This is a genomic window from Acetivibrio straminisolvens JCM 21531 (assembly GCF_000521465.1).
Taxonomy (GTDB): Bacteria; Bacillota; Clostridia; order Acetivibrionales; family Acetivibrionaceae; genus Hungateiclostridium; species Hungateiclostridium straminisolvens.
The window spans coordinates 26,886-42,639 of record NZ_BAVR01000002.1 but is presented as its reverse complement, the minus strand read 5'-3'; the positions used below and the strand labels follow the sequence as shown (position 1 = coordinate 42,639).

General features: G+C 37.2%; 11 protein-coding genes, 1 tRNA gene and 4 pseudogenes. 5 read left to right on the top strand and 11 right to left on the bottom strand.

Annotation, left to right across the window (positions count from 1 at the left end):
- Positions 1 to 207: 207 nt before the first annotated feature.
- The 5 genes from JCM21531_RS00675 to JCM21531_RS00660 form a co-directional block, all read right to left on the bottom strand.
- Positions 208 to 774 carry a class I SAM-dependent methyltransferase gene (locus JCM21531_RS00675; RefSeq protein WP_369347548.1) on the bottom strand — a complete coding sequence of 189 codons (567 nt, stop codon included), beginning with the start codon at positions 772 to 774 and terminating at the stop codon, positions 208 to 210.
- Positions 775 to 1,238: 464 nt separating this feature from the next.
- A complete protein-coding gene (locus tag JCM21531_RS19250) occupies positions 1,239 to 1,376 on the bottom strand; it encodes a hypothetical protein (RefSeq protein ID WP_173400162.1) in 138 nt (45 codons plus the stop codon).
- 231 nt (positions 1,377 to 1,607) lie between these two features.
- Complete coding sequence (locus tag JCM21531_RS23370) at positions 1,608 to 2,219, bottom strand: serine O-acetyltransferase (RefSeq protein WP_038286646.1); 612 nt, start codon at positions 2,217 to 2,219, stop codon at positions 1,608 to 1,610.
- A gap of 401 nt (positions 2,220 to 2,620) precedes the next feature.
- A tRNA-Ala gene (locus JCM21531_RS00665) sits at positions 2,621 to 2,695 on the bottom strand.
- Positions 2,696 to 2,791: 96 nt separating this feature from the next.
- Positions 2,792 to 3,082, bottom strand: coding sequence for a DUF503 domain-containing protein (locus JCM21531_RS00660; protein ID WP_038286643.1), 291 nt, complete (start codon positions 3,080 to 3,082; stop codon positions 2,792 to 2,794).
- 148 nt (positions 3,083 to 3,230) lie between these two features.
- Between JCM21531_RS00660 and JCM21531_RS00655 the strand changes: the two genes are divergently transcribed.
- From JCM21531_RS00655 to JCM21531_RS00640, 4 genes and pseudogenes are all read left to right on the top strand, one after another.
- Positions 3,231 to 4,415 carry a response regulator gene (locus tag JCM21531_RS00655; RefSeq protein ID WP_038286642.1) on the top strand — a complete coding sequence of 395 codons (1,185 nt, stop codon included), beginning with the start codon at positions 3,231 to 3,233 and terminating at the stop codon, positions 4,413 to 4,415.
- A gap of 16 nt (positions 4,416 to 4,431) precedes the next feature.
- Positions 4,432 to 6,168 carry a PAS domain-containing sensor histidine kinase gene (locus tag JCM21531_RS00650; RefSeq protein WP_038286641.1) on the top strand — a complete coding sequence of 579 codons (1,737 nt, stop codon included), beginning with the start codon at positions 4,432 to 4,434 and terminating at the stop codon, positions 6,166 to 6,168.
- 156 nt (positions 6,169 to 6,324) lie between these two features.
- A pseudogene (locus tag JCM21531_RS00645) lies at positions 6,325 to 8,087 on the top strand (Rqc2 family fibronectin-binding protein).
- A 17-nt stretch (positions 8,088 to 8,104) separates the two neighbouring features.
- Positions 8,105 to 9,298 (top strand): pyridoxal phosphate-dependent aminotransferase, encoded by a 1,194-nt coding sequence (locus tag JCM21531_RS00640; RefSeq protein WP_038286640.1) that lies wholly within the window; start codon positions 8,105 to 8,107, stop codon positions 9,296 to 9,298.
- Positions 9,299 to 9,588: 290 nt separating this feature from the next.
- Here JCM21531_RS00640 and JCM21531_RS00635 read toward each other — a convergent pair whose 3' ends face one another.
- The gene (locus tag JCM21531_RS00635) at positions 9,589 to 10,104 is read right to left on the bottom strand and encodes an alpha/beta hydrolase (protein WP_054846946.1); all 516 of its coding nucleotides are present in this window, start codon (positions 10,102 to 10,104) and stop codon (positions 9,589 to 9,591) included.
- Between the two features lie 51 nt (positions 10,105 to 10,155).
- Positions 10,156 to 10,676 (bottom strand): annotated as a pseudogene (locus tag JCM21531_RS00630) (nitroreductase family protein).
- Between the two features lie 468 nt (positions 10,677 to 11,144).
- Between JCM21531_RS00630 and JCM21531_RS00625 the strand changes: the two are divergent.
- Positions 11,145 to 13,373: a glycoside hydrolase family 9 protein gene (locus JCM21531_RS00625; protein WP_038286638.1), complete on the top strand. Its 2,229-nt coding sequence runs from the start codon at positions 11,145 to 11,147 to the stop codon at positions 13,371 to 13,373.
- A 74-nt stretch (positions 13,374 to 13,447) separates the two neighbouring features.
- Here JCM21531_RS00625 and JCM21531_RS19760 read toward each other — a convergent pair.
- The 4 genes and pseudogenes from JCM21531_RS19760 to rsgA form a co-directional block, all read right to left on the bottom strand.
- Positions 13,448 to 13,728: pseudogene (locus tag JCM21531_RS19760) on the bottom strand (hypothetical protein).
- Positions 13,710 to 14,081 (bottom strand): thiamine diphosphokinase, encoded by a 372-nt coding sequence (locus tag JCM21531_RS19755; RefSeq protein WP_243466984.1) that lies wholly within the window; start codon positions 14,079 to 14,081, stop codon positions 13,710 to 13,712. The pseudogene JCM21531_RS19760 and the gene JCM21531_RS19755 overlap by 19 nt, the downstream one beginning before the upstream one ends.
- A 15-nt stretch (positions 14,082 to 14,096) precedes the next feature.
- Positions 14,097 to 14,759: a ribulose-phosphate 3-epimerase gene (gene rpe, locus JCM21531_RS00615; RefSeq protein WP_038286636.1), complete on the bottom strand. Its 663-nt coding sequence runs from the start codon at positions 14,757 to 14,759 to the stop codon at positions 14,097 to 14,099.
- 106 nt (positions 14,760 to 14,865) lie between these two features.
- Positions 14,866 to 15,749, bottom strand: a pseudogene (gene rsgA / locus JCM21531_RS00610) (ribosome small subunit-dependent GTPase A).
- Between the last annotated feature and the right edge of the window lie 5 nt (positions 15,750 to 15,754).

Here is a 15,754-nt window from a genome sequence, read left to right as displayed (position 1 = left end):
TAATTACACTTATACCTTTAAAAAAAGCTTGTACATTGCCAAACTGTTCTCTTCATACCACATAAGCCCATCTATGTGCATACTCCGATTAACAGTAATTCGCACTATATAACTATATTACTACAAAATTCCTAATAAGAATGTTAAATTTATATTAAAAAAATATAAATGTCGAAGAGAAAGGTTTACTAAACCGTTAGGCCCGGCTTATTTTACTGCTATAACAACAAAGGCCTTGATGGTATGCTTCACTCCATAGTTATCGGTAAAATAATAGTCTACAGGAGCAATATCAATATTTGAAAAGCCCATATATAATTCTTCAATCTCTTCTTTGGAAAAATAATGATGCGGAATGTTTTCCTCGCCTTCAACGTTATTGATAAATGTATTTTTTTCAATTTCTATACCTTTTCCATAGTTCTCATCTTCTATTGAAACATAGTCAACAACTAAGACTCCGCCAGGCCTAAGAATTCTATACATTTCATTTACATTTTTGCGTACATCTTCTATATTTCCGTGTCCGGTTGTCCATACACACAAAATTGCATCCGGCAAATTATCCCCAACAGTCAGATTCCTCATATCAAGCTGTGCAAACTCGATATTAGTTAGATTAAGCTTTTCTGCCTTCGCTCGGGTAACTTCTATTCCTGTCTCTGAAACATCTACAGCTAAAACCTGAAACCCGTTTTGGGCAAGATATATTGTATGCCTACCGGTACCGCATCCTAAGTCCATTACTTTGCCGCATCCAAACTTTTTAAAGATTTCTTTTGCTGCTATTACAGTGGGTAGTACTTCCGATTGTACTTCGCCCTACTCTTTATAGATTTTATCCCATTCTTGCTCCCAGTTAACAGTCAACATTCGTCACCTCAAAATACATTTTCACTCCTATTGATATAAAATTATTATAGCGAATTGTTACAATAATAGACAAGATTTTTATACACATTAATATTTTAGCACCTAATCATCATTAAGATAAACAGATGCAATTTTTTAGAGCATACAAACTAACTTTCTACTATAAAACTAATATTTCAAATTAAAAGTTCGGGACATCGAGTCCCTTCGCTTTTGCCTCCTTCATTTCATTCCAAGAAGCCAAATAATAAAAGAGGAGGCAATTACCTCCCCTTTTAGATTCAGTTAACAAAACATACAGTTTGCCATTGCAATTCTTATGTACTTGCATCAAATGCTCTTAAGATAATTTCAGTTACAATGCATTAGTTTTTATAGCCGCATCCGCCAAATCCGCCGAAAATTCCTGGGCATAAACACAAAATAAACAGAATTATAATTATGCACCAGATAACGTCATTACCGAAACCAAAACCACAACCAAAACCTCTATTTTCTTCCATAGCGATTCATCCTTTCTTTTATTGTTTTTCTTCACGGTAGTATAATATTCACACGGATAGAAAAGTGTTACATTGTTTTTTATTAATGGCTATAAAAAATCCTGAATAAAAGCTTTGGACATCGAGTCCCTTCGCTTTTGCCTCTTTTATTTCATTCCAAGAGGCCAAAAAAATAGAAGGGTGTAGATTGACTCTACTCCCTTCGGTTAATTGAATTTATGAGAACTTAAATCATGAGTTTAAGTACTCCTTTGTTTTTACTCCATTTCTTTTTACTACGAACGCCGGATTTCCTACAACCACACAATTATCAGGAACATCTTTATTAACTACAGAATTTGCACCAATAACTGAGTTATCACCTACATTAACACCTCCCACAACTATAGCACCTGCTGTAATTCTTACATTATTACCAATCACAGGACATTTATCTTTAATATAGCCAATGGTAACTTGCTGATTAATCCAACAATTTTCACCTATGCTTTTGGCGTTTATAATTGTGGAGAAACCATGTTGTATAAACAATCCAGGCCCAATATTATCAGCATAAATAAAAAGGCTGTCCAACGGTCTGTAAAAAATTTGAATAAGCTTTGATGCTATGATATTCCACTTTTTTAACCTGTAATAAAAAAGGTTCCTAAATTGTGGGTAGTATAGCAAAAACCAATTTAAATATAACCATTTCGGAAAATTTAAATTTAAATTGCAACAACTAATCCATCTGTCAATATCCTTTTCAATAATGTCTTTATTTGCAGCCAAGTTATATAAAATTATTGACGGTAAACCTCTTAATAAGTTTATAAAACACCATGCTTTTTTCAGTTTTTTCATGACAATATCAACCTCCGTATGAAATAATACTAATTATATCATACCTTGGTTAACTTAGCCAACAACTGCAAATTTAGTCTTATTGCCAAATTATTAACCTTATAGCCAATGCAAAATAATCTATGTTTATGGCAAAAGGCAAAGTATAATGGAAGAATCAAAAGAAAGCTATTGATGTATTTGCTCAGCGTATATACGTTTATAATAACCGCATTGATATGAACATCTTAACTATCACAACGAACAATACTAAAAATAAAATCTCGGGACATCGAGTCCCTTCGCTTTTGCCTCTTTCATTTCATTCCAAGAGGCAATAAAAACCGCCAGTCGGAAAACTGGCGGCAATAAAACTAGTCAAGTAGATATAACGAACCCTCTTGACAGCAGTTTGGACTTATTGGTGGAGCTAAGGGGTTCGAACCCCTGACCTCTTGAATGCCATTCAAGCGCGCTCCCAACTGCGCTATAGCCCCGAAATATTTATCAATAGCAATAAATATTTTAATACAATTTTCATCGTAATTCAATAGGCTTTTTTGGAAAAATAAAAAAACTTTAATCTTTACAGTCTAATCTACATATATATTTTCAGTACTGTAGTCCACCAATACTACCCTGCCGTCATTCTCAATAAAGTTCACAATATTTGCCATCATACTATCCGCATGGGCAGCCTCATTGGATACGCAAGATATCCCTATCACAGCATTTTTCCATTTATCATTAAAGCCTACTTCTGCCACCGAGGCATTAAACCTTGACTTAATTCTTCCGACTATACTTTTAACAACCTGCCTTTTTTCTTTTAATGAAAATGCTTCATTAATATTTAAAATCACTCTGCAAACACCTATAACCATATGCATCACCTATTAATTATAAATATAATTTATGATTTATAATTTATGCTTTTGGTGCTTTTACTATTATAACACAAACTTAATGATTATAGAAAATTCATATAAAACTTGCTATAATAATAAGTAATATTGAATAGGAGTTAGGAAAATGGCGAAAATTCTTGTAATAGACGATGAAAGCACTATTCTTCAGAACATTAAATTTCTTCTCGAAATTGACGGCAACGAAGTAATAACGGCTTCCAGCGGCTTAGATGGGCTTAGGATTTTCATGGACAACTACAACTCTATCGATGTCGTCATTACCGATATGAAAATGCCCAAACTTTCCGGCATGGATATCTTAAGAGAAATTAAGAAAATCATTCCTCAAATGGCCGTGATTATCCTTACCGGACACGGTGACCTGGATAATGCCATTCTTGCAATGAAAGAAGGGGCATTCGAATACCTTAGAAAACCGGTCACCGCCCAGGATTTATCAATAGCTATAACCAACGCCATAAACAGAAAAAAACTTCTTATGGAAAATGAAAAAATGACCCGGGAACTGTTAGAGCATAGAAACTACTTACAGGGTCTTCATGATTCTGCGGCAAAAATACTGCTCAACATGCTTCCCAAAAGTTTGCCTAATATAGACGGCTTTAACTTTGCCGTAGAGTATAAATGCTGCGACGATGTCGGCGGCGATATGTACGATGTATGCGATATAGGAGATTATATTTGCTTTTATGTATTTGACGTATCCAACCACGGTATTCTTGCTGCCGTCATTTCAATAATAATCAAAAGTTTTCTTCAAAACATAGAGTATAACTACCGGCAGGGAATCAACAAAAGAAGATTTCCCGAAATAGTCCTGGATCTGAACCTTGAGCTTTTGTCCAACACAGCGCAAAATGTATTTGCTTCCTTGTTTCTAGGATTTATTGATAAAAACAGCAAAAAGCTTTATACTGTGTCGGCCGGTCACATTACCCAGTATATAGTAAAAAACAGCGGACTCGTGCCGTTAGAGTCAACAGGTCCTATTCTTGGAGTTTTCGAAGATTCAACTTATACATGCACTGTAAATCAGTTAGAACCTGGAGATAAAGTTCTGCTTTTTACAGACGGTATAGTTGAATCCCCTTCGAATTCAAACTGCGAAAATGCCGCCAACAACCAATTTTTCGGCTACGAAAACATGCTTAAAGTTCTCGAAAGCTGCAAAAATGAGTCCCTTTCAACCATTATTGATAAAACTATGAAGGCTGTAAAAGAATTCTCCAACAATACTTGTCTTGACGACATGACGATATTAGGTATTGAAGTCTTAAAAGAGAATTAAAATTTCGGAGGTCAAAATGAGGAAAAATCCGCGAGCAAATGAAAATCTTCCGGAAGATATATTGGAGAGCATTATTATAAGTTCAACGGAATATGCCATTATCGCAACAGACATCCAAAACAGGATAATTATTTGGAATAAGGGTGCTGAACTGATTTATGGCTACTCGAAGGAAGAAATGCTGGGAAACAAGTTCCCTTCCGACCTTCACAGAAAGGGTTTGCCCAACAGTGAATTCCTTTTTGTACCTGACAAAAAAACAAAATCCAACTTGATAGATCGAACAATGTATGCAAAAAGAAAGGATGGCTCCTTTATTCCCATTTCCATTACATCAACACCAAGAGTTAATAAAAACAATGAAACACTGGGACTGCTGATTCTTACCAGAGATATTACAAGGTATAAGCTCTTAGAGCAATTCAACAGCCTGCTGATTGAAATTACACACCTGGTGAATTCATCATCCAGCATAGAGCAGATGTGCTCCCTGGTATGCAATACCATAAGCAGTTTTCTCGGAATACCGTCGGTATTCATTTGCTTGTATGACTATCTTGGCAACAACTTCTATATAAACGCAATGACAGGCTTGTGCAAAAGTTGCAACACCCATACCTGCAGCTATTTTACCGATGAAAATGCCCCAGTAGAAAACATAAAAGACTGTTTTAAAACCTACACCCAGCTTACAATAAACCACACTCCCCTATCCGAACACGCCATTTATGAATATATGGACACATCTTTGCCCAACGTCAAAGAAAACTACATAATTCACATTCCGCTGATTTCGGATGTTTCAATTATCGGAATACTTCACATTGTTGTCTCAAAGCCCCAGAAAACCTTTCTTCTCAATGAAACTCAAGTTCTAAGCCTTATTGCCAATGAAATAACGGCAGGAATTCAAAGGAAAAGACTGATTGAAGAAATAAAGGAATATGCAGATAACCTCGAAAAGATGGTTAGGGTCAGAACCCATCAACTACGCGAAAAAGATGCCCAACTGGTACAGTCGGAAAAACTTGCCACTCTTGGCGAAATGGCTACCGGCATAGCTCATGAAATCAATCAGCCTTTAGGAGGAATAAGCCTGATTACCCAAGGACTTATCCTGGCCAAAAAACGAAATAAATTGACCGATGAATTACTGCTTGAAAAACTCAATGCCATTGTGGAGCAAGTGGACCGCATTGATAAAATAATCGGGCACCTTCGCACCTTTGCAAGACAGTCCGATCAAACCAAGACACCGATAAACATAAAGATGCCGCTCCTTGATGTATTCAACCTTGTCGGTGAGCAGCTGAAAAAGCGGAAAATCAATGTTGATACCTATATTGAAGAAGACCTTCCTTACGTTCTTGCCGACCACAACAAGTTGGAACAGGTATTTTTAAACCTCATTGTCAATGCCAGAGATGCCATAACGGAGCTTGAAAAAATCAACAAGCGTCTTTTGCCTGACAATGAAGCCGATAAAAGAATAACCATAAAAGCCTATTCTGACGGCACAAATGTCATTATTGAAATTATCGATAACGGAATAGGTATCCCCAAGCCTATTATCAATAAAATCTTTGAACCCTTTTTCACTACGAAAGAAGTGGGAAAAGGCACCGGTATAGGACTTTCAATATCATATGGAATCGTCAAAGAATTTGACGGGACCATAGAAGTTGAGTCAGAAGAAATGAAAGGGTCTAAATTCATAATGAAACTTCCCATATATAAAGAAAATGAAATGTAAATATCTCCAATCACATTTTGTGTTGTTAAAAATCTTTTCAAGTGATATGATATTCAAGGGAAAAAATAATTGAAGCTATTGTTTTATGTTTCCAATAGCTTTATTTTGCCTGTAAAAAATTTTATTCAAAATGTTTGATAAAAGAGGTGTAATAGTTTGCCTTTTGACGGTATAGTAACAAAAAATGTAGTTAACGAGTTATCGGACGCCCTTATAGGCGGCCGCATTGATAAAATTTATCAGCCGGAACAGGATGAGATAATAATAAACTTAAGGGCTAAAGGACAAAACCTTAAGCTCTTGTTATCCGCAAATGCCAGCTATCCAAGGATTCATCTTACCGATGTTACAAAGGAGAATCCCGTAAATCCTCCTGTTTTTTGCATGCTTCTTAGAAAACACCTTTCTGGAGGAAGAATAACACAAATAGAATTTCATGACTTTGAAAGAGTTATTACAATACATATTGAAACCATTAACGAATTGGGAGATCTTACTTTAAAAAAGCTTGTAGTTGAAATAATGGGTAAACATAGCAACATTATACTCGTAAACAATGAAAACAAAATAATCGACTCAATAAAGCACGTAGACAGCGATATTAGCCGTGTAAGAGAAGTTATGCCTGCAAGGCCCTACTCCCTGCCGCCAAGTCAGGACAAAACCAGTCCTCTTGCACTTGATGCAGAGCTACTCTTTTCAAAAGCCAAAGAACAAGGGGATTTACGTATATCAAAGCTTCTTCTAAACAATATCAAAGGCTTTAGTCCCCTTTTGTGCGAAGAAATATGTTATCGTGCAGGTATTGACCCAAGAATACCGGTTTCAAGTCTCTCGGAAGATGTTGTCCAAAGCTTAAAGCAAGTATTGAAAAAAATAATTTCAAAGATTGAGAATTCGGAATTTACCCCATGCATAATATGGAATGGTGATGATAGACAAAAGCCTATAGATTTTCATTCTTTCGAGATTAAGCAGTACAATACATTGGATTTTTATCCCTCTATCAGCAAAGTGTTGGATTTGTTTTATACCATTAGAGATACTTCCGAAAGGCTCGCACAAAAGAAAGCGGATCTTGTAAAAACTCTAAACAACTGTATTGAACGATGCAATAAGAAAATATCAATCCACACGGATACACTGAGGGAAGTTGCCGAAAGGGAAAAGTTCAAGCTTTATGGGGAGCTTATAACCGCAAACATATACTGTATCCCTAAAAACTCCAGCAAAGTGTCCCTTTTGAATTACTACAGCGAAAACGGAGAGTATGTGGAAATCCCCCTTGATGAAAACCTTCTTCCCCAAGAAAATGCGCAGAGATATTTTAAGAAATACGCAAAAGCTAAAGCAGCTTATACTCACACCATACAGCAGCTTGAAGAATCCCGCGGCGAGCTTTCATATCTTGAGAGTGTGCTTCACAGCCTTGAAAACAGCAATTCCATAAAGGACATTGACGACATTCGTCAGGAGCTTGCCGACCAAGGTTATTTGCCTTCAAAGAAAAAAAGAACGGAAAAGAAAAACTCAAAAGCTTTTACTCCCTACATTTACAAGTCCACCGACGGTCTTTATATCTATGTGGGAAAAAACAATGCTCAAAATGATATTTTGACCCTGAAGTTTTCATCTTCAAATGACATCTGGCTTCATACAAAGAATATTCCGGGCTCTCATGTCATAATAAAAAAGGATAAGGGAGATATACCCGACAGTACCCTGCTTCAAGCAGCACAGCTGGCGGCTTATCACAGCAAAGCAAAGAATTCCTCCCATGTGGAGGTTGATTACACCCAGGTCAGAAATGTAAAAAAACCCAACGGAGCAAAACCGGGAATGGTATCTACGATAATTATAAAACTATTATTGTTACACCGGATGAAAATATCATAAATAATTTAAGAATGGAAAAATAGATAAGGAGTGTTAGTAAATGATTTCAGAAAGTGTAGTAAACAATTTAAAGAAAGCCTCATGGATAAGGGCAATGTTTGAAGAAGGTGAAAAACTTCGTAAAATCCACGGTGCAGATAATGTATATGATTTTACGTTGGGAAATCCCGACCACGAACCCCCCGCATCGGTAAAAGAGGCATTAAAAGACATTGTTACTGAAGATAAACCCGGTATTCACCGTTACATGAATAATGCAGGATATGAAGATGTAAGACAAAAAGTTGCGGACCATTTAAACAAAACCTCGGGACTGTCTTCCGTCTCGTCCCAGCATATAATCATGACCTGCGGCGCTGCCGGTGCTCTAAACGTTGTATTAAAGACTATTCTAAATCCGGGAGAAGAAGTAATTATATTAGCCCCTTATTTTGCGGAATATATATTCTATGTCGGAAATCATGGCGGAAAAGTTGCTATAGTGCCTCCCGAAAAGGATAGTTTTAAACCTGACCTTAAAATACTTGAAAGCAGCATTACAGCGAAAACCAAGGCAATAATTATAAATTCTCCGAACAACCCATCGGGTTACATATATAGTGAAGAAACATTAAAGGAGATGTCTGCCATCCTCGAAAAGAAGGAAAAGGAATACAACACAACTATATATGCAATTTCCGATGAGCCCTATTACAAACTGGTTTACGACAATGTCAAACTTCCGTTCCTTTTCAAGCTGTTTAAGAAATCCTTTATCGTAAATTCTTTCAGCAAGTCCTTGGCTCTTCCGGGAGAAAGAATCGGTTATATTGCGGTAAATCCCGAGATTCCGGAGTTAGACCTCATATTGGAAAGTTTGGTATTCTGTAACCGTACTTTAGGTTATGTCAACGCACCGGCATTGTTCCAAAAAGTAATTGCCGGCTCACTGGATGAGGACATTGATATTGAAAGCTATAAGCAAAGACGGGATATAATTTTTGACAATTTAACCCGGCTGGGCTTCTCATGTATAAAGCCTCAAGGAACCTTCTATATTTTCCCCAAGTCCCCTATCGAAGACGATATACAATTTATAAAACACGCAGTTAAATACAACCTTCTACTGGTTCCGGGCACAGGCTTCGGTTTACCGGGCCACTTTAGAATTTCCTACTGCGTAAGTATGGATACCATAAAGAAATCGATTCCTGCTTTTGAAGCATTGGCAAAGGATTTTAATCTTATAAAATAAAGGCTTAAAAGACTTCCGGCAGCATTAACCGGAAGTCTTTTGCTCTGGCCTCTTGGAATAAAATGAAAGAGGCCAAAGCAAAAGGACTCGATGTCCCGAGCTTTTATTTTATCTGGTTCTTTAGAAATTAATATTCTCAATGAAATTTTCAATATCTGTGAACACATCTTTACTGTCAATACTGTGACAAATAATATGATTTGAATTCTCATAATACTTTACATACTTGACTTTTGAGGATACATTTTTATAAATATAATCTGCACTTTTATGGTGCACTGTATCGTCAATCAACCCTGGGCAATAAATATTGGACATCTTATATTTTTTAACAATGGTTTTGTTTTTCCAAGCAACACCTTAAAATTAATCATCGACGAAAAAGGAATGGATGTTGCAGATCCAATATAGTATTTTATATGTTTATAATCCTTTGTCTTTATATCATTTGCAACATTCTTTACAATTCTCTTTATATCCCAATGATATATCGGTGTATTAAGGGTTACAATACCATAAGTTTTATACTTTGCAGCAAGGTTTACAGCAATCAGCCCTCCCATCGAAAAACCTATTATAATTATCTTATTACACCGAGAATTGAGTTCTAACAAACTGTTTTCCGCCGACTCTATCCATTGAGTATATTTGGCAACCGCCAAATCTTGCCTGCTTCCCATATGACCTTTTAATATCGGACATTGGGTTACAAAACCTTTACTTGACAAATATCTGTTTAAAGGTTCAATTTCCCCGAGATTTCCGGCAAAGCCATGTATTATAAGACATCCTATACCATCTTTCATAAAAATATTTTCACATCCTGAATAAACTATTTATTTATACAACTTCCTTCGTTAGAAGCTTTCAAAATGTAGTTTATTGTAAGGCAATCCGTCTACATTGTACGGCTTCTTTTCTTCATCGGAATAACCACTGCTATTATGCATTCCACTTCATATTCGCCGGGAATTTGCAAAATCTCTTTTACGGTGTCCCCTGCTTTCTCATTGTTAGGTCCAAATCTTTCTCTGACTTGTATCCAGCAGGAACCCAACCCTAAGGACTGAGCAGACAGTTGAATTATAATTGAAGCTATTGAAGCATCTTCTATCCATACATCACAAAGCTTTGGATTTGCTGCAACAACAATGCCCAAGGGAGCACCGGCCAAAAAATCCGAACTATGCTCTCTGATTTTCGAAAGTCTTTCAAGCTTCTTCTTGTCAGTAACCGCAATAAATTCCCATGGTCTTCTCGAACGGGACGAAGGTGCCAGCAAAGCGCTTTTTAAAATTATATCTATTTTTTCCTTCTCCACTTCTTTGCTTTGAAATTTTCTTATGCTTCTCCTGTTTTTCAGCAATTCATACAGCATAGATTTACTCCTCCCTCTTTAATCATCATTTCAAGCTTCATCCGAATACATTAATACTTTTTAATCCTATTTACTGTATTTTGCTTATGATTTCAAAATAACATTCTGAAATTCCGTATATTTTGCAATAAACCTTTTATATTGAATTTGGATATTGCAAAATTAGATTTAGCATAATTACATTATATTACCTGTATAATATCAAAACAACTGTTATACTCACAATTGCTTTCAAAGTTTAATGAATTCATGCTTTTATATATCGCCAAATTAAATCGCAAAAAAATTGCCGGAAAAATATTCTGTATCGGTAAATTATGATATAATTAAGACATAATATTGTGTTTATTTGTTCGCATTTATCCTATATATACTTGGGGCTAATTTGCAAAATTTCGATATTGTTTTTCCGTAGCTTATCCAAACCACAGATGTGAACAATCAAATTTTATAAAGGAGAGATGTGTGGTGAAAAAACTTATTATCACAGTTATAGTATCTGCTGTCCTTTTCACTGTTCTTTTGCCGCAATTGCCTGCTTTTGCAGCAGACTATAACTATGGAGAAGCACTCCAGAAAGCAATCATGTTCTACGAGTTCCAGATGGCCGGGAAGCTTCCCGACAACATCCGGAACAACTGGCGCGGCGATTCGTGTCTTGGAGACGGAAGCGATGTAGGCCTCGACCTTACGGGAGGTTGGTTTGACGCAGGAGACCACGTAAAATTCAACCTGCCTATGGCCTACACAGCTACTATGCTTGCATGGGCAGTGTATGAGTACAAGGATGCATTGCAAAAAAGTGGTCAATTGGGGTATATGATGGACCAAATTAAATGGGCATCGGATTACTTCATAAGATGCCATCCTGAAAAAAATGTATATTACTATCAGGTGGGTAATGGTGACGCAGACCACAGATGGTGGGTACCGGCCGAATGTATAGATATTCAGGCGCCAAGACCGTCTTATAAAGTGGATCTGTCAAATCCCGGTTCCACCGTTACTGCCGGTACGGCTGCGGCACTTGCTGCAACTGCTGTAGTGTTCAAAGATACTGATCCGGCATATGCCGCCGAATGCATACGTCATGCAAAAGAACTCTTTGATTTTGCCGAAGCCACTATGAGTGATAAAGGATATACCGCAGCATTGAATTTCTATACATCCCATAGCGGATGGTATGACGAGCTTTCTTGGGCAGGTGCATGGATTTATCTTGCAGACGGTGACGAAACTTATCTTGAGAAAGCTGAAAAATATGTAGATAAATGGCCTATTGAAAGCCAGACACCTTACATTGCTTATTCATGGGGTCACTGCTGGGACGACGTTCACTATGGCGCAGCACTTCTCTTGGCAAAGATTACAAACAAGTCCCTATACAAAGAAACAATGGAAAGACATCTGGACTTTTGGTCAGTAGGGTATAATGGTCAAAGAATCAGATATACTCCAAAAGGTCTTGCCCACCTCACCGACTGGGGTGTATTAAGGCATGCTACAACCACTGCATTCCTTGCATGTGTATATTCCGACTGGTCGGGATGTTCTAGTGAGAAAGCCAATATTTATCTGGATTTTGCAAAGAAACAGGCTGACTATGCTTTAGGCAGCAGCGGCAGAAGTTATGTAGTAGGCTTTGGCGTAAATCCTCCGGAACATCCGCATCACAGAACTGCCCACAGCTCATGGTGTGACACTCAAAAGGTTCCTGAATATCACAGACATATTCTTTATGGAGCTCTTGTAGGCGGACCGGATTCCAGCGATGCTTATGTTGATGATATAGGAAACTATGTAACAAATGAGGTTGCCTGCGACTACAATGCAGGTTTTGTAGGATTGCTTGCCAAGATGTATGGCAAATACGGCGGAAACCCTATACCAAACTTCATGGCTATAGAAGAGAAAACAAATGAAGAAGTCTATGTTGAAGCTTCAGTTAGCTCAAATAACGGTGCCGACTTAAAAACATTCCTTTACAATAAATCAGGATGGCCGGCAAGAGTATATGACAAGCTTTCTTTCAGATATTTTATGGATCTTTCGGAATATGTATCTGCCGGATATGACCCGAATGATATAAGCGTTTCTATAGTTTACAGCGCAGCACCAACTGCTAAAATTTCAAAACCTATACTCTATGACGCATCCAAAAATATATATTACTGCGAAATCGATCTTTCCGGTACAAAGATATTCCCCGGAAGTAACTCGGATCACCAGAAAGAAACCCAGTTTAAGATACAGCCTCCAACAGGTGCTCCTTGGGATAATACCAATGACTTCTCTTATCAGGGAATCAAGGAAAACGGTGAAATCGTAAAAGAATTGCCTGTTTACGATAACGGGGTTCTCATATTCGGTGAAGAGCCAAATGGTACTGTTCCTGCAACACCAACACCTACAGTAAAACCGTCTCCAACGCCGTCTGTAAATCCTTCACCGACACCGACACAAAATGTCCTTTACGGCGATATTAACCTGGACGGAAAAATAAACTCCTCAGACGTTTCAATGTTAAGAAGATATGTTGTAAAGTCCATAACTGTCTTCCCAACTGAAAACCCTGATTTGAGTTTAATCGCTTCGGATGTAAACGGAGATGGAAAGGTAAACTCTACTGACTATTCGTATCTTAGACGTTATATACTTAAAATTATACCTACCATACCCGGAAACGAAGGTAAATAAGCGATAAATTAAAATTCAAAAAAGAGAAGAGTTTAAAAGCCTCTTCTCTTTTTTAGCCAAAATCATAATAATATTTATTCCCTTGTTTTTATAGCAATCAAAATACCCGAAGTTATTGATATTTGCGCAGTCTTTGCAACAAAGCAATTGCTTACCCCTCTGGTTGAACCCATTTCAATAGTCTCTCCTTAAGGGGATAATAAAGTCCTTTTGTGGTTATGCCTTCAACTTTTGAGGTAAGAGGCAACAAAGTAAGATAACATCCCTCTTCGGCTTCAATCTCGACACTGTGACTAATTAAAAAAATTTCATTATATTCATTTACAATTCTGCCCCTTACACCTCTATCAAGCATTTGCTTAAGCAAAAAATATTTGATAAAGTGTGATCCAACCTTGTACCCGTACCACCGATTATCACAATATCTTTGTAACCTTTGTCAATGACCGTATCTACTGCAAGCTCTGTATCCGTCATATCCTTTTCCGATGGAAATTTAAATATCTCAACATTTTGCTCTTTGTAATATTCAAGATGCTTATCTTCTATGGAGTCAAAATCCCCCAAAAGAACATCCGGCTTTATTCCAAGCCTTTGCAAATGTAAAGCTCCTCCATCGGCGCAAACAATAAAATCAGCCTCTTCAAAGAATTTTTTATGATATGAATAATCTATTATGCTTCCATTACAAACAATAAGTGCATACATAAGCTTTTCACCGGCCTATTCCCTATATGAGTTCATCCTGAGTTCTTGAATTATCTTTACAGTATCCTCTGCCGCAAATATGGTGGAACCCGACACAATAACATTTGCCCCAGCCTTTGTGACGCTATGAATATTTTCAGTATCTATTCCTCCGTCCACCTCTATATCAATATGAAGTCCTCTGCTATCAATAATCCTCTTTAGTTCCTCTATTTTACGGGTCACTCCACTTATATACTTCTGCCCTCCAAACCCTGGATTGACCGACATAAGAAGAATCATGTCCACATCTTCCAGCACCCATTCCACAGTGCATAATGAAGTGGCAGGATTCAAAGCTACAACAGCTTTTTTACCCAGTTGTTTAATCTTCTGAATCGTTCGATGGAGGTGACAACAAGACTCTGCATGAACTGAAATGATATCTGCCCCGGCATCGGCAAAGCTTTCTATATACATATCGGGATTTTCAATCATAAGGTGAACCTCAAAGGGCAGATTCGACACTTTCTTTAATGACTTTACGACAGGAGGACCAATTGTTATATTAGGTACGAAATGTCCATCCATAACATCTATATGTACCAAATCAGCTCCAGCCCTCTCTATGCGCAATACTTCTTCGCCCAATTTTGAAAAATCGGCCGAAAGTATGGATGGAGCAATTTTAATCAACATTAAGCACTTCCTTTCAAAAACTTAAAACTATTTATATATCTATATCTACACAAAAAAATATATATTAAACAAAAACTTTAGATTCTCTGCACAAAATATCGGACTGTCAGGAATATTTTCGGCGCTGCTTGTCCTTTAATGACTTATAAAATATTATATACCGCTCATATCTGTCCTTATTTATCTTTCCGTCCTCCAGGGCCTTTTGACCTGGCATCCCGGCTCAGTGATATGACTGCATCCCACAAATTTACAATTACCGATGTACTCCTTAAACTCCGGATAATAGTTTTGAAGATGCTCCGGCTCAATATCTGAAAGTTCAAAAGAACTAAAGCCTGGAGTGTCCACTACAAATCCTCCCGACTTTAGTTCCAAAAGCTCCGCATGCCTTGTCGTATGCTTTCCTCTCTCGATTTTGTCACTGATATCTCCCGTTTTCATAACATACGAATCTAAAATTCTATTTAAAATAGTAGACTTGCCTACTCCCGACTGGCCCGCAAAAACAGTAATCTTCCCTTCAAGCATTTTTGCCAATTGCTCGAATCCAACATCTAAAACCGAACTAATAGCTACAATTTCAAACCCTGTATCTTTATAGCAGTCGACTACAAAATCTTTATATTCTTCATCCAAATCAATCTTATTTATACAGATTATGGCATTTATTTTTTTCTGCATTACGGTAACCAAAAGCTTATCTAAAAGAGTGAAATCCGGCAAAGGTGATTTAACCGAAACAACCAATGCTATCTGATTTATATTTGCCACTGCCGGCCTTACCAACTGTATTTTTCTAGGACAAATTTCTTCTATATATCCTTTCTTTTTTTCTTCGTCTACCACCGATAGGATAACTTCGTCACCAGGTAAAGGAATTTTGGAATCTTTTCTGAATGCGCCTCTGGCCTTGCATTCATAAACACCGTTCTCTGATTTTACATAATAAAATCCTCCGATACCTTTAATTATAATACCTGATGGCAAACTCT

Coding starts and splice junctions, on each gene's coding strand:
- JCM21531_RS00640 (WP_038286640.1), top strand. CDS start 8,105: ATGATTTCAGAAAGTGTAGTAAACAATTTAAAGAAAGCCTCATGGATA.
- rpe (WP_038286636.1), bottom strand. CDS start 14,759: ATGTTGATTAAAATTGCTCCATCCATACTTTCGGCCGATTTTTCAAAA.
- JCM21531_RS19755 (WP_243466984.1), bottom strand. CDS start 14,081: ATGTATGCACTTATTGTTTGTAATGGAAGCATAATAGATTATTCATAT.
- JCM21531_RS00655 (WP_038286642.1), top strand. CDS start 3,231: ATGGCGAAAATTCTTGTAATAGACGATGAAAGCACTATTCTTCAGAAC.
- JCM21531_RS23370 (WP_038286646.1), bottom strand. CDS start 2,219: ATGAAAAAACTGAAAAAAGCATGGTGTTTTATAAACTTATTAAGAGGT.
- JCM21531_RS19250 (WP_173400162.1), bottom strand. CDS start 1,376: ATGGAAGAAAATAGAGGTTTTGGTTGTGGTTTTGGTTTCGGTAATGAC.
- JCM21531_RS00660 (WP_038286643.1), bottom strand. CDS start 3,082: ATGGTTATAGGTGTTTGCAGAGTGATTTTAAATATTAATGAAGCATTT.
- JCM21531_RS00650 (WP_038286641.1), top strand. CDS start 4,432: ATGAGGAAAAATCCGCGAGCAAATGAAAATCTTCCGGAAGATATATTG.
- JCM21531_RS00635 (WP_054846946.1), bottom strand. CDS start 10,104: ATGAAAGATGGTATAGGATGTCTTATAATACATGGCTTTGCCGGAAAT.